The organism is Desulforhopalus singaporensis, assembly GCF_900104445.1.
GTDB classification, from domain to species: domain Bacteria; phylum Desulfobacterota; class Desulfobulbia; order Desulfobulbales; family Desulfocapsaceae; genus Desulforhopalus_A; species Desulforhopalus_A singaporensis.
This window is the reverse complement of the sequence record NZ_FNJI01000017.1, coordinates 72,191-91,127: the sequence shown is the minus strand read 5'-3', so window position 1 is coordinate 91,127 and position 18,937 is coordinate 72,191. Positions and strand designations below refer to the sequence as shown.

Genomic DNA, 18,937 nt, shown 5'->3' with positions numbered 1-18,937 from the left:
TGCGATCATCCTATGATTATAGCAGGAGAAACGGTACCTTCAATAAATATTATTATCCTGTTACCCACTCTTATCACTGCAAAATCACCCCCGATTGCCGCCACCTGCCATTTTTTTTATGAAAAATGCTGTTATAATATAATGTTATATTTTTCAAGAAATCGGCCATTAATAAAAAATATGGTTTGTCTACGATGAAATCAAACCGAAACAGCAAATATCTGTCGTCTGTTTTCGAAGGCGGCAACCAGAACGATCCCCTGGAATGGATTGTTTTTCTCATACGACCGATCTGGCCACGGATAGAACTTGAACTGATAAGGGAAATACACTGGGACCTGGTCTCGATTTTTGTCGGAACAGATGGTGATTTCAAGAAAACGACCATGCCCTACCATAACCTGCGCCACACTCTTATGACCGTCCTGGCAACGGTAAGGCTTTTCCATGGTCTGCGCTGCAACGGGGTCGAAGTCACCGAAAAGACACTGTTGCAGGGGTTGCTGTCAGCCTATTTCCATGACAGCGGCATGCTGGTAAAAAAAACCGACACCGCGACCAGCGGCAGCAAATACCTGAAAAACCATGAAACCCGCTCGATCGTTTTTTTACAGAATTACCTTATCGCCAAGAAGCTCCCGGCAGAACTCGGCGACGGATGTGAAACAATCATAAGATATACGGCGATAAAGAGCGATCCGGAAACCTTTAAACCCCACCTTAGAGAGATCCGTCTGGCCGGTCAGGTGGTGGGATCAGCGGATATTCTCGCCCAGATGGCGGACAGATACTACCTGGAGTCTTTACCGCTGCTCTTTCAAGAACAGAAGGCGGGCGGGATAAACGAGTACAGCACCCCAATCGAGCTGATGGAGCGCACCGCATACTTCTACTACAACATAGCCCTCAAGCGGTTGGTTACCAAATTTCCGCTCACCGCTACAGCCATGCGCGCCCACTTCTTGAAACAGCACGCCATCGACCGGGACCTCTACCTTGAAAACATCAGGAACAACATCAGATACTTAAAAAAAATACTGATAAACTGTAGAAAGACAGACTGCCTGGACCAACACCTCAGGCGCAAACCACCACTTATCTAGGCAGGATAAGACCGGAATCCTACAACCCCTGTCCCGGGGCCACAGGTCGACAGCGTAAGATGCTGGTCACCACACCAACTATTTGGTACGAGGATCTTCACCGGTCTCAAACATCTCGAAGAGATCGTAAAAAAGTTTCGTTACGGTACTGAAATGCGTAGCCGAACCTGAACTCGCATAGGCTTTGGTCAATTCCATAGCCTTGGCAAAACTCTCCTGCGCTTCACCGGTTGCCGGATTTTTTACCGCATCAACCAGTTTTCTGCCGATATCTTCTTTCAATTCATCTCCTTGGAATTACCCGGATTCGGTTTATAAGCGATTTTTGCTGGTATTATTGTCGTCCTGATCGTTTTTTCTGGTACAGACAGTAACAACCTTTCTGTTGAGGCTATCGATGAATTTGGAAATTTTCTTTTCGGTCTTTTTTATGACACTGGTAATTTTCACATCATCTACGGCGCCAACAACTGTTCCGCAGGCTATACATTGGATCAGACAAAACTTCTGCCCTGTTTTAGTCGTCACGGGAACGGCTTCAAACTCGTGATATTCACATGACGGGCATCTTGATCTGGCCATACAACGCACCTCTTAGTGATTAGTAGACGAGACTAACAGTGTAAACATAACGCTAAAATGAACCTGATTCAAGGAGTGGTTGTGCAATTTTTTGTTGCAGCAACGGCGGAGTGCACCTGAGAGTCAGCTGGCAGAACCTGCTATTGGGGAACAATCTGTCGCGATGGTGGACACCGTACTCTTGGCAATTTCTGCAATGTGCGATAAAGTTTTTCCAGCAGGCGTTTTCCGCACCAAAATGATTTTCACAGGCCGAATAGTTCACGAATTGAAAACCGGCAGCAACTTGTTTCTTTTACCAAAAAATGCAGCAAAGAACCGGAACAGACGCCAAAACCGTTACACATGCATTTCTCCTGTCGCCCATGAAAATACTTCATCTTATCAGCCAGCACCCGAAAAGCACAGGGAGCGGATATTACCTCCAGAACATCATTTCCCAGGCCGGTGCCAGCGGGCATGAGAACTATCTCGTTGCCGGATCGTCAAGAGGGGTGAGGCCGCATCTTGCGATGATTGATTCCACCTCCTGCTCTTTTGTCGATTTCGGAAGCGAACCGCTTGATTTCGCCATCCCCGGAATGAGCGATGTGATGCCCTATGAAAGCTCACGGTTCAAAGACCTGAGCAGCGCTCAACTCAACAGCTACAAAACCGCCTGGGCGAATGCAGTCGCAGAAGCCGTTGCCCGCTTTTCCCCGGACATCATCCATACCCACCATCTGTGGATTGCCACCAGTGTTGCCAGGCAGCTTGTTCCCGATATTCCGATGGTTACATCGTGTCACTCAACGGACCTCAGGCAATTCGTCCAATGTCCGCACCTGCGGGAATTTGTCGAAGCAGGATGCCGGAAAAGCGACAGGGTTCTTTCTCTGGGAGGTGCCCAGCGGCAAAAGATCATCGATCTTTACAACATCGGTGGCGACCGGATCGATATCATCGGTGGAGGAATAGACACCAGCCGTTTTCAGCTCCACCCCGACAAACCGTCTGCTCCCCCGGTGCAGCTGGTCTATGGTGGCAAAATATCATTTGCCAAGGGTGTCAAATGGCTCATGGAAACCGTGGCAGAAATCGACTCCTGCCCTGAATTCCACCTTCATCTGGCAGGCTCCGGAACAGGCAGTGAAGAGCAGGAGTGTTTGTCCCTTGCGAGCCGGCTTTCCGGCCTGGTCACCGTTTGCGGCCACCTGCCCCAGGACAGGTTTGCCGAGCTCATGGCACAATGCCATATCTTTGTGTTGCCGTCATACTACGAAGGATTGCCGCTGGTGCTGCTTGAAGCGCTGGGCGCAGGCTGCCGCATCGTGACCACCAACCTGCCGGGCTGCACCGAACTTCTCGGCGGATGCAGCGAAGACCTGGTCCGGTTTATCCCCCTCCCTCCCCTTGAAACAGTGGACAGTCCGAAGAAAACCGATGAAAAAATGTTGCGGCTCCGCCTTGAAAAAGCCCTGAAATCGATGATCGCTACTGTGGTGGAGAACCCGACCCTGCCAACTCAGGAGATAGACGCAATCCTGGCCGCCAATAGTTGGCAGGCTGTATTTCAAAAAATCGAGAACAGCTACAGGTCAGTTATAGATAAAAGGAAAAAGAACGCGTAATCACGCAAAGGACAGCGCCACCGCACCGATATCGTCGTGACACTTGAATCTGGGATATTTCCTGAGAAAAGGGTCAGTTGCCTGGAGGGTGCGGACATGGTTGCGTAGCGCCTGCAGTCCGCCCTCACGGAAGAGCCCGACAAAAGAGTCCCAGTCAGTCTTTTCCAGCGGATCTTCTTTTGGCGGGAAAAGGCCATCGGTAAAAAGCAGGACATTGCGCACCCCGTCAAGGGAGCAGAATCCGTGACGGATGAATTCGGCGGCCCGGGGTTCACCGTTGAGTACCCCGTACTCCCTGTTCATCTTTTTGCGGACCTTGAGGATCTGGTCCGCCAGCAATGTATGAATCCGCCCGCTTTCCTCATTGCTTCTCCGCTTCCAGAGAGCCAGCGTCTCCCTGTCTATATCCACCTCGGGAACCGGAAAAGAGTAACTGCCGTCGTCATACAATATCGCAATCAGCGAGTCTCCGGTCTGGCAAAATTCCAGCCGGTCCTGCTGCAGCCTCACTACGGCAATCGATGTCGACCAGAGGTTATACCGCTTGTTTTCGGTAAAATTCGTTTCATCCTGCATGGCACCAAGACTTCTGTTGGCCACGAGCGCCTGGTCAAGAAGACTTTTTTGCGGCTTTGTCTGGCGAAAAGTATCCGCGGCAAGGGTTGCCGCAACAAAGCCGCCTGCCTTTTTCATTTCCGCCGATCTTTCACCCAGGCTTGTGGCCCCGTCAAATACACCGAAAATGTTGTCTTCAGCCAGCACCACGTCCTCGTTTATTTCGTTGCTGCCCTGCTCCAGCAGGGACTCGACTTGCGATGGCAGAAACGACCGCAGCGAAGGGTGTGTATGAAAACTGTCCTGTGATAAATACATCCTGGCTCCACCTGAAATTTTTGATACCAAACAATAGTGAAACCACCGGATATTGCAAATCGCTTGATTCGATATATAAAAGACCTGCCATAGGCAGAGCCGATGGCAGATCTCCTGCCGCCTGCATAAATTTTATTTCGATGATTTCACAGGTATGATTTTTACATATAACTTCAATCTATTACCGTTATATTTCATGGTATCTGCCGGCTGATTCGCTCCATCAGGCACACAAATACGGGTGACTTCCGGATAAAAATGCGGCATAAAAAGGCGTCATTTTTTTACAAGGAGTCTTTTATGCATGAAAAATACAGGACCATCGCCTTCCAGGGCATGAACGGCGCCTACTCGGACCTGGCCTGCCGGCAAGCGTACCCGGAGATGGAGACGGTACCCTGCGATTCGTTCAGCGCCGCATTCAGGGCGGTGAGGGAACATAAGGCGGACCTGGCAATGATTCCGGTGGACAACACCCTTGCCGGCCGGGTGGCCGATGTCCATTACCTGATGCCTGAAGGGAAGCTGCATATCGTAGGGGAACATTTCCAACCGATCCACCACTGCCTGCTCGGCCTCTCCGGTTCATCTGTCGACCGGTTGCGCGACGTCTACAGTCATGTGCACGCGTTACCGCAGTGCCGCAGATTCATTGATGCCAACAACCTGACGCCCCATGTCTGCGCCGATACCGCAAGCGGAGCGGCGGATGTCAAAAGATTAAAAGATCCGACCAAGGCGGCTATCGCATCGGAACTTGCCGGGAACATCTACGGGCTGGAGATACTGCAGAAAAATATCGAGGATGCGGATCACAATACCACGCGTTTTCTGGTACTCTCACGGGACAGCTACATCCCCGAGAAGAAAAAAGGGGCACAATACCTGACCAGTTTCCTCTTTTACGTACGCAATATTCCCGCCGCGCTCTATAAGGCTCTGGGAGGGTTTGCCACCAATAACGTACAGATGGTCAAGCTGGAGAGTTATGTGGACAAACACTTCAACGTAGCCAGTTTTTATGCCGATGTCGAAGGGCATATTTCCGACAGATCGCTCCAGCTTGCCTTTCAGGAACTGGAGTTTTTCGCTAAAAAAACAGTTATCCTGGGGACATACCCGGCACACCATTTCCGCCGTCTCCAGCAGGAGGCGAAGTAGCCGCGCCACCTTGTTTCACGAGCAACATGCGGTCCATATGGCGGCGGCTCATCGGGAGAATTCACCGATTTTCTTTTTCACCCATAACCTGTTGAGATAGGCTCTCCAGCCACCGCGCTGGTCCTTGGGCGTTGCAAGCTCCGGGTAGAGCAGGTCGATAAGGTGAATCGTCTTTTCGCCCTGCAGGCTCACGGTGCAGCCCGCACAGTAGGTGATCATCGTATGGCCGCCGACCTCAGCCATACGCTTTTGCCGCCACTGGTCGCCGTTGCCCTGTCCCAACCTGGCGGCGCCGCCTCCTTCACCACAGCAGAACGTGGTATCGCTGCTGTGGTCCATCTCACAGAGTTTTTTTCCGCTGCGCCCGACGAGCTCCCGTATTTCGCGGTGCACCTCGGGCATAAACCTGGCGGTACAGGGATCATGGATGGTAACCTTCTCCTCTGCACCCAGGATACCATCCCGCGGCGGCCGGGACCTGTCAAGCCGGGAATAGGCCAGCGAGGTCCTGAGCCCGTCCCCGTACTTTTGGAAAACCTGCAGGCAGGAAGGGCAGCCGGTAAGAATATTTTTCACCCCCCTCTTCTTCAGTTCATCGACTTTTGCCAGGAACATGGCGGCAAACCTTTCCTGCCGGCCAAGGTCGTGGGAGGGCTTGTTGCAGCATTCAAGAACAATACCGAGTTTTGGCAAGATCTTGCGCAGATCATCATAGAGCGCCATGGTCTGCCCAGGCCTGATTCCGGGCAGCGTACATCCGGGGAAAAACAGGGTATCGCACCCTTTGGGAATATAGCGTATGGAAAAAAGACGGGAATTTCCCACTCTTTCGAAAAACCGAAGAGGTATGTGCTCCCTAAAGTGTCCCCGACTCGTTTTAACGGCTTTTCTGCGCAGCTCAAGAAACATCCGGGCCACCGGCAGACTTTTGGGGCAACTCTGGGTACAGAGACGGCACAGACTGCAGAAATATCCCGTTTGAAGATGGGTCGAAGGGTCCTGCAGGTGCTGGGCGGCAATCTCCCCCGGATGGCCGTAGCGGCGAAGAAACGAACATTGCTCGCCGCACCTGCCGCACCGCAGACACTCACGGAAGACCGTCTGCAGGGTGCTGTTGCAACCACCGGGAACTAAAGATTTTTCACCCTGCACCTTTCTTGAATAAATACTCCTGGTCATTGACTGCTACCGGAACGGACTGACGAAAGCTCAGTCCCTTGAACCTCCGAAAAAGCGCAGCAGCATGAGAAAGAGATTGATAAAGTCGAGATACAGCGCCAGGGCTCCCATTATCGATCCCTTGGTAATCGCCGACTCCCCCTGGGCCATTATCCCTTCTTCCCCCATGCGCTTGATTTTCTGTACGTCATAGGCGGTAAGCCCGGTAAAGACAAACACACCTATAAGGGAAATAATCCAGTACATATTGGAGCTTTTCAGGAAAATATTCACCACCGAGGCGATAATGATCCCGACAAGGCCCATAAACAGAAACGAACCCCAGCCGGAAAGATCTTTCTTGGTCACCAGGCCATACAGTGCCATGGCGCCGAACATGCCGGCGGTAATGAAAAACGTTCCGGCAATCGAGGCGCTTGTGTAAGCCAGGAAAATGACCGAAAGCGTGAGCCCGTTTAAAACCGAATACCCGACAAACAGGCTTTTTGCGGTACCGGCCTTAAGCTTCTCGATCCTGGCCGAGAGATAGAACACCAGGCCGAGTTCTCCGAAAACCAGCACGATAAAAAGAGGGGTTCCGATAATGGTGTAGGCAAGGCCGCTGTACGCGGTGAAAAAAGCGACGATCCCCGTTATCCCTAGCCCGACGGCCATCCAGTTGAACGTTTTTGCAAGAAAGATCGTCGAAGCCTCCTGCCTTGCCCTGGCCGCTGTCATCGGCTGAACATTTTCATACATTGCCTTACTCCTTTGTTAAATTATATTTTAGCCAATGGCTGATTGGATCCATGTCTATAATAATCATCCGTCGGCCCAAAAAACCAAAAAAACGACACATCTTCCCGGTATCACTTTTTTGCCGATATTCGGACATGTTATACTTACAGGGAATTACTATCAAAATTTTCCTAACGCAACAAAAACCTGTCAACCAACCTATTTAGGAGAAACGCCAATGTCAGACCTCAAACAACGTATACTTGACATAATACACAAACCACAGCTCGCTTCACTCGCCACCGTAACGGAAAAAAACAACCCCTGGGTCAGGTATGTGGTTACCGTTGGCGACGGAAACCTGATGCTGCGATGCGCAACTTTCATTGAGTCAAGAAAAGTGAAACAGATTGAACAAAACCCCAATGTGCACGTTACCTGCGGGGTAAACAGTCTCACCGTGATGGAACCGTACCTGCAGATCCAGGCCCAGGCCAGACTCAGCCAAACCAGAGATGAGCGTCACAATTTCTGGAACGATATGCTCACCCCGATATTCTCGGGGCCCGATGACCCGAACTACGGCGTACTGATCATCGAACCGTACAGGATAGAATACTGCACACCGGCCTCCCTTGAGCCCGAGGTGTGGACAAGATAAGGTGCGGCACATTTTCCGGACCCGACGAACTGACGATTATTGGGGTCCGGAAAACATCGAGATGTAGCGAGGGACATCAGACGATTTTTATATACATCGGCACCCCCGGGCTTATCTTCTGCCGCGCGACAAACTCATCGGTTTCAATCGGAACGAAGCCGACTTTTGCAAAAAGCGCCTGCAGCCGGGGGTTGCGCGTCAAGGAGATGAAGCGTCGATAGCCCTGTTCCTGCATCCTGTCGATAAATGCGCTGACCGTAAAAACGCCGATCCGCTGGTTGCGAAACCGCGTTGATATAGCCAGCGCCCCGAGCTCGACCGTTTTTTCATCCACCGGTTTCTGCTCTACGCAGCCGACGATAATCCCGTCGATTGCGGTAACGTAAAACCGGTGCTTGTTTTCACTCACGTAGTTCTTGCTTCTCGGTTTCAGGTATCCGGCGCTTTTATACATTGCCAGAATCCGGTTGACGATCGCCACATCTTCATCGCTCTTTACCCGCCGGAACTCTTCTGCGAAGTTATTGGCGATCATTGTCCCCGATCCCTCTATGGTAAACAGCTCATGCTTTATGCTGTTTTTCCCGGCGGGCAGAATATGGACGCGCTCGCAGCAGCCGTTTTCAATTTTCTCGCAGATCTGGTTCAACGCCGCGCGAAAATTGACATTTGCCACCAGCTCCCCGAATTCGGCCATGGAGCTGCGCGCCCTTCCCGTGGTCAGGGAGTTGATTTTCAGTCCCTTGTCGTCAATGAGGTATCGTCTTTCGAGAAAAATGAGCTTGAAAGCTATATCGTCGCTTGCAAGAACAGCCTGGTAGAAATCAACATCGGCAGCGATCCTGACGATCCTGGTTTCCGGAAGCCTTTTATCCATCTTGATTAACAGCTTGCGGTTGGCGAACCGGTTCGGCAGATTATGGAACAAGGTGGTTTTGATACCGTATCTTCGCAGGAATTTTATATCGGCGACTATCCCTGAAAAATTATCCCGCAGGATACCCTCCCTGCACGCTATGCAGACACGGCGTCCCACCAGATTTTTCGAATATTCGTCAAGATAAAGCTGTGGCATAACTTTTGGGTCGATACGATTGTGGATTAAGACGGTTTCCCGCTCCAGCGCAACAGGGCATACCCGCCGCAAGCGCTGAAAAAAGAACCTATCATAATGCCTATTTTGGCATATTCAAGATATTCGCCCTGGGTGAAGGAAAGATTTGCAATAAAAAGCGACATGGTGAAACCGATACCGCCCAGAAAACCAGCGCCGAGGATATGGGTCCATGTGGTACCCTGGATAAGCTCCGCCTTTAAAATCCTGGCGATGGCAAAAGTAAAGATAAAGATACCAAGCGGCTTGCCCGCCAGAAGCCCAAGGGTGACGCCGAGGGTGATGGGATGGGTAAGCGCCTGGAACAGATCAAGGCCTACCACGTGCACACCAGCGTTGGCAAGGGCAAACAGCGGCAGAATCAGATAACCGACCCAGGAGGAAAGCCCATGCTCGAGTTTTTGCAGCGGTGTCTCCACCTCCCTGCAGGCAAGCTTTATCTCCTGGACGGCGTTGAGATGACTGCGGTTGACCAGGATAGATCGCCCGCACCCGCCGTCCTGGCGGCAACGAATTTTCTCCAGCCTGTCACTGACCAGTTTCAGGAAAATATCGGTATCATATTTGCCCGAGGAAGGAACAAACATGGCGGTTATGACCCCGGCAATGGTCGCATGAAGCCCTGCCTGCGCCACCGCAAACCAGAGCACGATACAGCAGACGATATAGAAACAGGAGTGACGGACGCCGCCCCTGTTCAGCGCAAAAAGCAGGACGACCAGGGCCGCGGCCGCACCCAGGGCGCCCAGGTTTACCGACGGAGTGTAAAAAAAGGCTATGACCAGCACCGCGCCGAGATCGTCGGCAATGGCAAAAGCGGTCAGGAACAGACGCAGGCCAAACGGTACACGATCGCCTAAAATGCTGAGCACCGCAAGGGAAAAAGCTATGTCCGTGGCCATTGGAATCCCCCATCCAGAAATGGAATCACCCGCCAGGTTGCAGGCCGCATAGATCAGTCCGGGAACTACCATGCCTCCGGCAGCAGCGGCAACGGGCAGCGCGGCACGTTTGGGATCGGACAATCCCCCCACCAGGAACTCTCTTTTGATTTCCAGTCCCACGGTAAGGAAAAAAATCGTCATCAGCCCTTCATTTATCCAGTGGGCCAGGGAGTGGGAGAGAGAAAAAGAGCCCAGCTGCAGCGTCAGCTGCTGGTGCCAGAAATGATCATAGGACTCCGGATGGATGTTGGACCAGAGAAACGCCACTATTGCCGAGCCGAAAAGCAGAAAACCGGCCTGTGATATCTTGCTGACGAAATATTGAAAACTCGAGGTCCTCATGATTTTGGCGACCATCTGGACCGGGCTGGTCAACTCTTTGATCAACGACTGTGTCATAGTTCCGGGTTGATAATTTTTTCAGGACTGGTATCAGTTAGCAGCCGGTAAAACATCGTTTCCAGACTGTGCCGCCGCGGCCGTAGACACTTTTTCCGGCGGTGCGGACGCAACTCTTGCCATAAACAGGGCAGTCTTTCATGAACATTACAACATTGTAATGTTCATGAAAGATTCGGGTAATGATCGATGGATATAATCTCCTGCATCTCATACTATACAAGATTTAACCTTACTTATCAGCATGATTGAGGAAACAGCATGAAAGAGATCGACACAGCTCCAGTCGTCGGGGAGATCTCCCGTTTTCCGGGAACAACACCGGGCCGGCAACCGGAGGACGTATACAGCGCCATCCAGAAGATCAACGGTATCGTCAAGGAATCCTCCGCCTGGATCGCCCCCCTGAAATATGAACTTGCAAAAGTCATCATCGGCCAGGATCACCTGATAGAGAGGCTCCTGGTCAGCCTGATCACCGGAGGTCATCTGCTGCTGGAGGGGTTGCCGGGCCTGGCCAAGACCCTTGCCGTCAAGACCCTTGCCAAAGTGATCCAGACCGATTTCAAGCGTATCCAGTTCACCCCGGACATGCTCCCCGCCGATATTATCGGAACCCAGATTTACAATCCGCGGGAAACCGGTTTCGAGGTGAAAAAGGGGCCGATCTTTTCTTCCATCATACTGGCCGACGAAATTAACCGGGCCCCGGCAAAGGTACAGTCGGCACTTCTTGAAGCGATGCAGGAGCGCCAGGTGACCATCGGAGACGAAAGTTTTACGCTGCCCGAGCTGTTTCTCGTTATGGCCACCCAGAACCCTATCGAGCAGGAGGGAACCTACCCTTTACCGGAAGCCCAGGTCGACCGATTCATGCTCAAGGTTATCGTCGGCTATCCGAGCCGGGAACAAGAGCGGATGATTCTCGACAGCTACGACCAGGCGGATTCGGAAATACAGGTCGCACCGGTCTGTGATCCCAAAGACATTCTCCAATCCCGCGAGGTATGCAACACCATCTACATGGACGAGAAGATAAGGGACTATATCGTTTCCCTGGTGCATGCCACCAGGGAGCCGGAAATTTTTCAGCTCGACATCAGGGGTTACATCGAGACCGGAGCCTCGCCCAGGGCCACCATCAGCCTCAAGGCGGTTTCGCGGTGCCTTGCGTTTCTCAGCGGCCGGGGGTATGTAACCCCGGATGACGTCAAAGGTGCCGTAGCCGACGTCATGCGCCACAGGCTGCGAATCAGTTACGAAGCCGAAGCGGAAGGTATTTCCAGCGAAGACATTATCAGAAAAATCCTCGACACCGTCCCGGTGCCCTGATTTCACTGTTTTTCCTTATGTTTCAAGTGGTTGCACACTGACAGCTCACCCACCAACCGGTAAAACCGGAGACCGGTCGGAGCTTGAGGCAGCAGGGAATATTGAGGGAAAGAGGATACGCAGACAATGGATAGCCAGCTCACAAAAGAAATTTTGCAAAAAGTCCGCCAGATTGAAGTTCGGACCAACCGGTTGGTAAACGACAGCCTCGCGGGAAGCTACCAGTCCGTTTTCAAGGGGCGGGGAATGAACTTTGACGAGGTCCGGGAATACGTGCCGGGAGACGACATAAGAACAATCGACTGGAACGTTACCGCCCGAACCGGCATCCCCCATATCAAGAAGTTTACCGAGGAGCGGGAGCTGACGATAATGCTGATGATCGACATCAGCGCTTCCGGGGAATTTGGTTCGGCCGGAGGATCAAAACGCGAACTCATGGCCGAACTCGGCTCGGTTCTCGCTTTTTCGGCAGTAAAAAACAACGACAAGGTAGGCCTGGTGCTGTTTACCGACTTCATAGAACTCTATATCCCGCCCAAAAAAGGCCGCAGCCACATTCTCAGAATCATCCGCGAAATACTCTATTTCATGCCACGGGGCAAGAACACCGACATAAGAGCCGCCCTTGATTTCACCAACTCGGTCGTCAAACGAAAATGTGTCGCCTTCGTGATCTCCGATTTCTGTCTGACCGGTGATTTCGACCTGGAACTCAGGGCACTCCGGCCCAAGCTCCAGGTGAGCAGCAACCGCCACGACCTGATCGGCCTGATCGTGTCGGACCCCCGGGAATTCGAACTGCCCGACATCGGCCTGATAACCCTGGAAGACGCGGAGAGCGGCGGACAGATTGAGCTGGACACCTCTGACAAAGAGGTGAGAGACAACTACAAAGCGCTTGCCGTACGCAGACGAGCGCAACTGCACAAGACTCTCAGGTCAACCGGCATGGATCTGCTGGAACTGATAACCGACCGGTCATACCTGCCGCCGCTGCTCAATTTTTTCTCCAGCCGCCAGCAGAGGATGTCATGAAAGCGGCCGTCATAATAGTCGCGGTGTGCGTACAGCTGCTGCTCGGCCTCAAGGGGGCCGGCGCGACGCCAGGGGAAGCACAGCCGGTGCTGCCCAGGAGCGGTCACCTGGCCGTGCCGCTCCAGTCGGGACCGGACCAGGCTGCGGTCGCCGCCGGGGAGGACCTGCTCGATATTTACGGCCCGGTGCCGATAACGGACCCGTCAGCCTCCCTCGTCCCGTTTCTTCTGGTTCTGCTGGCCGCTGCCTGCTGCGCCGCGCTCTACTTCTACCTGAAAAGAAGAAAAACTCCGGTGCTGCCACCTCCCGCGCCCTGGGAGACGGCTCTTGCCGAGCTTGATGAAGCCAGAAGACTTCTTAAGCCGGAAACCGCCAGGGACTATATGGAACGCGCCGCCCAGATTCTGAGATGCTATATAGAGTCCCGGTTCGCGATTTCCTCAACCAGGCAGACCACAAGTGAATTTCTCAACAGCCGGCGGCTTGCCGGAGACGGGGAACTGCAGAATTACCGGGATGAGCTGCAGCGCTGCCTGGAGCAGGCCGACCTGGCAAAATTTGCTCACAGTATCCCGGACCGGGCACGACTGGGTGCCATGGAAGAAGCGGTTTCCGGCTTCATCACCGCCACAAGACCGGCAAGCCATGGCACCTCCACTAAAACCGCAAAAGCTACCCGGGGAGGCGGAGCATGAGGCTTGTCCATCCCGAATTTCTCTGGCTTCTGGCGCTGCTGCCCCTTGTAGGCTTGCTGCGGGCCGGCCGGGGGGCTGCTCCGGCACTGCTGTTCTCATCACTGTCGCTTGCCGGAGCCCTTGGCGAAAAGAAAAAGGCAAAGGTGGGCAGGTTCGCCGTTGTGCTGCGTATGGCGACCCTCGCCCTGCTCATTGCTGCGCTGGCAAGACCACAGCTCGGGACCAGCACCACCGAGATTAAGGCAAGCGGCATCGATATTCTCCTGGCGGTCGATGTGTCGAGCTCAATGCAGGCCATGGATTTCACCCTCGACGGCAAGAGGGTAAACCGGCTCCAGGTGGTGCTGAAGGTGGTCGAGGAGTTCATCGGCCAGCGGCCGAACGACCGGATAGGCCTTGTGGCCTTCAGCGGCCGGCCCTACCTTGTGAGCCCGCTCACCCTCGATCACGACTGGCTTAAAAAAAGGCTCAACTCCCTTGAAATCGGAATGATCGAGGACGGTACCGCCATAGGTTCGGCAATCGGCAGCGGGATAAACCGGCTGCAAGCAAGAAAGGCCAAATCGAAGATCCTGATCCTGCTCACCGACGGAATCAACAACAGCGGCCGCATTCCCCCGCGTATTGCGGCAGAAGCCGCGGAGACATTGGGAATCAAGGTCTACACCATCGGGGCGGGGAGCCGCGGCGAGGCCCCCATGCCGGCCACCGACAGCTTCGGCAGAAGGCGGCTGGTAAAGGCAAAGGTGGATATCGATGAAAAAACACTCAAGGAGGTGGCCGAAATGACCGGCGCCCTCTATTTCCGGGCAACAGACACCCAGTCTCTTGAAAAGATTTATCACGACATCAATACTATGGAAACGACCACCAGAAATATCAAAAATTTCGAAAATTACCGGGAACTGTTTCCATATTTGCTTTTCGGGGTCTTTTTGCTCTTTTCCGTTGAACTTTACCAGGCCAGGAAAAGGGTCCCGTAACAGAAGGAGAACAAGACCATGACTTTCGCCCAGCCGCTCTGGCTACTCGCAGGAATCGGCGTATGTCTGGCACTGGCCCTGTTTTTCCGTTCGACGCGGAAAAAGAAAGAAGAAGCCCTCGCCAGATTCGCCGCCAAGGGGCTGCTTGCCCAGCTCACCAGAAACGTCTCCTCCCGCAAACGGTTCTGCAAGAACACGCTTCTTGTCGCGGCGCTTTTCTGCTGTTTTGCCGCCCTTGCCAGGCCCCAGTACGGCTACAGATGGGTGGAGGTCAAACGCAAGGGAATCGACTTGCTCTTTGCCCTGGACACGTCAAAGAGCATGCTCGCCGAAGACATCCGTCCCAATCGGTTGAAACGAGCGCAACTTGCAATACTCGATTTCAGCCAGCAGCTTGAAGGAGACCGCGTAGGGCTCCTTCCCTTCGCCGGTTCGGCATACCTGATGTGCCCCCTCACCCTGGATTACGATGCTTTTGAGCAGTCTCTCAACGTTGTTAGCACCGACCTGATCCCAAAGAGCGGTACCAACATCGGCGCGGTCATCGACAAGGGCATCGAGGTTCTCAACAATGACGCCAACCACAAGATCCTCATTATCCTGACCGACGGGGAGAATTTGGAAGGGGACGCCGTTTTTGCCGCAAAAGAAGCAAAACGACAGGGCGTTACCGTCTATACCGTGGGAGTCGGCACCAGCGCCGGGGAACTGATCCCGCTGGGCAACGGGGAAAGCGGCTTTGCCAAGGACCAAGACGGCAACTTTATCCGCTCGCGTCTTGACGAAACCATGCTTACCGCAATCGCCGAAAACACTGGCGGTATCTATGCCCGGCTGGGCAAGACGGGGGAAGGGCTTGCGACGATCTACGCCCAGAGACTGGCGCTTATCCCCAAGGAAGAGTTGCAGGAGCGGCGCCACAAGGTTCCCCTGGAGCGATTTCAGTATCCCCTGGCCGCAGCCCTCATCTTTTTCATCCTCGAGATGCTGGTGGGAGAGACAAGAAACAGAATGCGGTTTCCGCTGCTCACCGGCCTGAAAAGCAAAATCTTCCGGAAAAGATTCAGGGCAAACGGTTCACTCATTGTCATCATCGCTTTTGCCACCCTCTTTTCCGGCCCCAAAGCCTACGGGTCAAAAGGAGAAGAGGCGTACCTGCGCGGCGACTACCTTGAGGCCTCCCAGTACTACCTGGGACGGCTAAAAAAAGCCCCAGATAATCCGCTGCTTAACTATAATTTTGCAACAAGCGCCTACCAAAACAACATGTACGACGACGCCATAGAAGGCTTTGGCAAGGCCCTGATCGGCGATGATCTCACTATTCAGCAAAAAGCCTATTACAACAGGGGCAACGCCTATTACCGCAAAGGCGCAGAGACAGAGAAGACAGAACCGCAGGCCACCATCGGTCTGTGGAGTCAGGCGGTTGACGATTTTACCGCCGCCCTCAAGCTCGACCCGGATGACTCCAGGACAAAGAGCAACCTCGAGTTCGTTAAAAAACGTCTTGAGAAACTGCAAAAAGAGCAGCAGCAAAACAATCAGCAACAACAAAACGGCAACGGCAAAGACCAGCGCGACGGCAAGACGGGCCGCCAGGATGCCGGACAAAAACAACAGCAGCACCGGCCGGAAAACGGTTCTGATGGTTCAGGTGAAAACAACCGGCCTGCGACCGAAAACCAGGAGAAGCAGGCAGCCCGCGACAACCCCGCCGATTACCAGAACAGGCAGAACGACATGGCAGCCGGTGGTACCGCCCCGGAAGGGACAACCGGAGATAACGGAAAAAAAGAAGAGGCGGTGCAGTCCCGCCAGGATACAACGCGCCGCAAGGAAGGTAAAATGACCAAAACAGAAGCGCAACAACTTCTTAAAAGCCTAAAACACGAAGAGGGCGAACTCAACTTTGTCCCGGCAGAAAACAGCATGCGGGATGACCAACAGGGTAAAGACTGGTAATGAAAAAACTGATTTTGCATGCTAACCAACTGACACCTCTTGCGATTATAGCAGTGATTTTCGGCTCTTGTGTAGCGTCGTTTGCAGCCCTTACCGTAGATGCATCTCTGAGTCACACCTCCTTTCCCATAGATCGGGGCGCCATGCTGACCGTCACCGTGACCGGGGAGAGCAGGGGGGGAGATATTGACCTGCCTGAAATCCCCGATATACGTTTTCACCAGCGAGACAAATCGAGCCGGTTCAACATGGTAAACGGCAACATCTCCTTTTCGAGCTCCCAGAGTTTTCTGGTGGAAGCCCTGAATCCCGGGAAATATACGATCCCGCCGATCAACGTAGTTGTCGGCAAAGAATCGGCAGCGACCCAGCCGATTACCTTCACAGTTACGGGTCCTGGCCAGCAGCGAGACAGTGACCGGTCCGCAGCTGACAGCGGGTTGCAGGATGTCGCCTTTATCACGGTATCAAAAACCGGAAGCCAATACCTCGGCGAGGTCGTGCCGATCACGTTGAATATCTATCTTAACCGGCAATACAAAACTGATATCAGCTCGCTCCCGATACTTGAAGGGGACGGTGTGGTCATGGAACCTCTCTCGGCAACCCCCGCACAGACCCAGGAGAACCGTAACGGCCGGAGTTACCATGTTATTTCCTGGAACACGACGCTTACCGGCATCAAGACGGGCCTTCATAAAATCAGGTTCCGTCTCGACGGATCGCTGCTGGTTCCCCTGGACAGGCAGGAGCGATCCCCTTTGTCATCTTTTGGATCGGTATTTTTTGACGACTCTTTTTTCAACGACATTTTTGGCGGCTACAGGAGCAAGCCGTTTACCATTTCCAGTCCGGAACTGACTTTTGATGTCGCCCCGCTGCCGGCTAAGGGAAAACCCGAAAATTACTCCGGGGCCATCGGCAGTTTTGATCTTGCTGTTAGCGCCAGTCCCGTCGAGATCGAACCGGGGGAACCGATCACCCTGGTCACCAGAATCTCGGGCAGCGGCAATTTTGACCGGATTGAACCGCCCCGGCTGCGGGACAACACCTCGTGGAAAACCTACTCACCCACCGAGGTTGCTCCGAACAGGGGGCAACAACAGGACGGACATGAGAAAATATTTGAACAGGCCGTAATCGTCAAGAATTCGGATATAACAGAGATTCCGCCGCTGAATTTCAGCTACTTCGATCCGGCGCTGAAAAAATATATCACCAAAACCAGCACTCCGATCCCGCTTACGATATCAACCACCGGCACCGTTTTTCAACCGGGAGAGACAACAGCTCCGGCCAAGGTGCAAAAGAAAACGGCGCAGCAGCCGACGGTCATCGACCGGCTTGCTCCGTTGCATCTGGAACTCGGCACCCTCACGCCAACATATGAACCGCTCTACCGCAAGAGCTGGTATCTCGGCACGCTTGCCGCCATGGCCATAACCTGTCTTGGGGCCGGGACGTTCCTGTTGCGACAGCGCAAATATCGGCGCAATCCGCTACTCAAGGAGCAGCAGGAACGAAACACCCTGTTGGCCAAGGATCTCGACGCAGCGCAGCAAGCGCTGAGCGAGCACCAGTCGCAGCAGTTTCTCCTGGCCTGCCGCACAGCTATCCAGAATCAGCTTGGCCGCAGGTTCCGGCTGCAACCCCACGCAATCAGCACCGGCGACATTGAGCAGATGGTCGGCAAGGATTCGGAACTCAGCAAAATCTTTACTCTGGCCCAAACCGCTCTTTATGCAGGCACCTCTCTATCGGCAGATGAGATGGAGAGACTTTTGCACCAACTGAAAAAAGAACTGGAAACGTTTAAATGATCCGTTTGATACACTTACCACTGCTGCTGGTTGTTATTGGCACCTCTGTTTTAACCGCATTTGCTGCGGACACGGCTTCCCCGGCCTCCGACCGGGATCTGTTCGAGCAGGCAAACAGGGCGTATAGCCAGGGCAGTTACCGCCGGGCGATCGACCTGTACGAGGAGATTGTGAACCGTTCCGGATATTCGGCGGCGGTCCTCTACAACCTCGCCAACAGCTACGCCCAGGCAGGTATGACGGGCAAGGCCATCGTCAATTACGAGCGCACCAAGGTCCTGGCCCCATCCGATTTCGATATTGGCGGCAACCTTGAAAAGATTAAAAAAGAAAACGGGCTGTTCCGGCAGGCCCCCTCGATCAAGGAGAAAGTCCTGACCAGATTATCCCTTGACCGGTGGGCCCTGTTGATCCTGCTGGTCTTCGGGCTGTTCACCCTCTTTGTCGTGATGGCGGTAAAAATCAGGTTTTCCAGGCCGGTGATCCTGGTTACCGGTGTTGCCTGCCTTGTTGTTCTGGCCCTGGGAGTCGCGGGCGTCTTTTTCCAGCGGCAGCAAACAAAGTACGCGGTAGTGATTTCCCCCGCCGCCAAGCTTCTGATTTCGCCGTTTGATAACGCAACCCCAGTCGGAACGATCCGGGAGGGACGGCTGGTATACCCGGGCAAAACCCACCAGGTATTTACCTACGTCATGGACAAGACCGGCAGAAAAGGGTGGATTCCGACCGACCAGATAGAAAAAATTTTCTAACCCGAATAT

18 protein-coding genes are annotated in these 18,937 nt (G+C 53.4%); 11 read left to right on the top strand and 7 right to left on the bottom strand.

From position 1 onward, the window contains the following. Positions 1-194 precede the first annotated feature (194 nt). Positions 195-1,103, top strand: coding sequence for an HD domain-containing protein (locus tag BLQ17_RS12800; RefSeq protein WP_092223458.1), 909 nt, complete (start codon positions 195-197; stop codon positions 1,101-1,103). A 78-nt stretch (positions 1,104-1,181) separates the two neighbouring features. Here the strand turns inward: BLQ17_RS12800 and BLQ17_RS12795 are convergent, their stop codons facing one another. Together BLQ17_RS12795 and BLQ17_RS12790 are read right to left on the bottom strand one after the other, a co-directional pair. Next, the gene (locus BLQ17_RS12795; protein WP_092223456.1) at positions 1,182-1,385 is read right to left on the bottom strand and encodes a hypothetical protein; all 204 of its coding nucleotides are present in this window, start codon (positions 1,383-1,385) and stop codon (positions 1,182-1,184) included. Between the two features lie 30 nt (positions 1,386-1,415). Further along, positions 1,416-1,685, bottom strand: a complete 270-nt coding sequence (locus BLQ17_RS12790) for a hypothetical protein (RefSeq protein ID WP_092223454.1) — start codon at positions 1,683-1,685, stop codon at positions 1,416-1,418. Positions 1,686-2,050: 365 nt separating this feature from the next. On the opposite strand from BLQ17_RS12790, the gene BLQ17_RS12785 reads away from it, so the two are divergent. Further along, on the top strand, positions 2,051-3,295 hold the full coding sequence (locus BLQ17_RS12785; protein WP_176761214.1) for a glycosyltransferase family 4 protein: 1,245 nt from the start codon (positions 2,051-2,053) through the stop codon (positions 3,293-3,295). Here BLQ17_RS12785 and BLQ17_RS12780 read toward each other — a convergent pair whose 3' ends face one another. After that, positions 3,296-4,168: a protein phosphatase 2C domain-containing protein gene (locus BLQ17_RS12780; protein ID WP_092223450.1), complete on the bottom strand. Its 873-nt coding sequence runs from the start codon at positions 4,166-4,168 to the stop codon at positions 3,296-3,298. 300 nt (positions 4,169-4,468) lie between these two features. Here BLQ17_RS12780 and BLQ17_RS12775 point away from each other — a divergent pair, with 300 nt between their 5' ends. After that, complete coding sequence (locus tag BLQ17_RS12775) at positions 4,469-5,329, top strand: prephenate dehydratase (RefSeq protein WP_092223448.1); 861 nt, start codon at positions 4,469-4,471, stop codon at positions 5,327-5,329. A 48-nt stretch (positions 5,330-5,377) separates the two neighbouring features. Here BLQ17_RS12775 and BLQ17_RS12770 read toward each other — a convergent pair whose 3' ends face one another. Both BLQ17_RS12770 and BLQ17_RS12765 read right to left on the bottom strand, forming a co-directional pair. Continuing rightward, positions 5,378-6,508, bottom strand: coding sequence for a (Fe-S)-binding protein (locus BLQ17_RS12770; protein ID WP_092223446.1), 1,131 nt, complete (start codon positions 6,506-6,508; stop codon positions 5,378-5,380). Positions 6,509-6,538: 30 nt separating this feature from the next. Beyond that, entirely contained in the window at positions 6,539-7,246 is a 708-nt protein-coding gene (locus BLQ17_RS12765) for a Bax inhibitor-1/YccA family protein (protein WP_092223444.1), read from the bottom strand. A gap of 217 nt (positions 7,247-7,463) precedes the next feature. Between BLQ17_RS12765 and BLQ17_RS12760 the strand changes: the two genes are divergently transcribed. Beyond that, a complete protein-coding gene (locus BLQ17_RS12760; protein WP_176761213.1) occupies positions 7,464-7,886 on the top strand; it encodes a pyridoxamine 5'-phosphate oxidase family protein in 423 nt (140 codons plus the stop codon). Positions 7,887-7,962: 76 nt separating this feature from the next. On the opposite strand, the gene BLQ17_RS12755 is transcribed toward BLQ17_RS12760, so the two are convergent. Together BLQ17_RS12755 and nhaA are read right to left on the bottom strand one after the other, a co-directional pair. Further along, a complete protein-coding gene (locus BLQ17_RS12755) occupies positions 7,963-8,961 on the bottom strand; it encodes a GNAT family N-acetyltransferase (protein WP_092223440.1) in 999 nt (332 codons plus the stop codon). Between the two features lie 26 nt (positions 8,962-8,987). Beyond that, positions 8,988-10,343 (bottom strand): Na+/H+ antiporter NhaA, encoded by a 1,356-nt coding sequence (nhaA, locus tag BLQ17_RS12750; protein WP_092223438.1) that lies wholly within the window; start codon positions 10,341-10,343, stop codon positions 8,988-8,990. 261 nt (positions 10,344-10,604) lie between these two features. Between nhaA and BLQ17_RS12745 the strand changes: the two genes are divergently transcribed. The 7 genes from BLQ17_RS12745 to BLQ17_RS12715 all read left to right on the top strand — a co-directional run bounded on the left by BLQ17_RS12745 (position 10,605) and on the right by BLQ17_RS12715 (position 18,928). Then, positions 10,605-11,675 (top strand): AAA family ATPase, encoded by a 1,071-nt coding sequence (locus BLQ17_RS12745; RefSeq protein ID WP_092223435.1) that lies wholly within the window; start codon positions 10,605-10,607, stop codon positions 11,673-11,675. Positions 11,676-11,801: 126 nt separating this feature from the next. Further along, the gene (locus tag BLQ17_RS12740) at positions 11,802-12,713 is read left to right on the top strand and encodes a DUF58 domain-containing protein (protein ID WP_092223433.1); all 912 of its coding nucleotides are present in this window, start codon (positions 11,802-11,804) and stop codon (positions 12,711-12,713) included. Continuing rightward, positions 12,710-13,408 (top strand): hypothetical protein, encoded by a 699-nt coding sequence (locus BLQ17_RS12735; RefSeq protein WP_092223431.1) that lies wholly within the window; start codon positions 12,710-12,712, stop codon positions 13,406-13,408. The genes BLQ17_RS12740 and BLQ17_RS12735 overlap by 4 nt, the downstream gene beginning before the upstream one ends. Beyond that, on the top strand, positions 13,405-14,391 hold the full coding sequence (locus BLQ17_RS12730) for a vWA domain-containing protein (RefSeq protein WP_092223429.1): 987 nt from the start codon (positions 13,405-13,407) through the stop codon (positions 14,389-14,391). Before BLQ17_RS12735 ends, BLQ17_RS12730 begins: the two co-directional genes overlap by 4 nt. 18 nt (positions 14,392-14,409) lie before the next feature. Beyond that, entirely contained in the window at positions 14,410-16,356 is a 1,947-nt protein-coding gene (locus BLQ17_RS12725) for a VWA domain-containing protein (RefSeq protein WP_092223427.1), read from the top strand. After that, entirely contained in the window at positions 16,356-18,176 is a 1,821-nt protein-coding gene (locus BLQ17_RS12720) for a BatD family protein (RefSeq protein ID WP_092223425.1), read from the top strand. Before BLQ17_RS12725 ends, BLQ17_RS12720 begins: the two co-directional genes overlap by 1 nt. Further along, positions 18,173-18,928 (top strand): tetratricopeptide repeat protein, encoded by a 756-nt coding sequence (locus tag BLQ17_RS12715; protein ID WP_092223423.1) that lies wholly within the window; start codon positions 18,173-18,175, stop codon positions 18,926-18,928. The genes BLQ17_RS12720 and BLQ17_RS12715 overlap by 4 nt, the downstream gene beginning before the upstream one ends. The last annotated feature ends 9 nt before the right edge of the window (positions 18,929-18,937 follow it).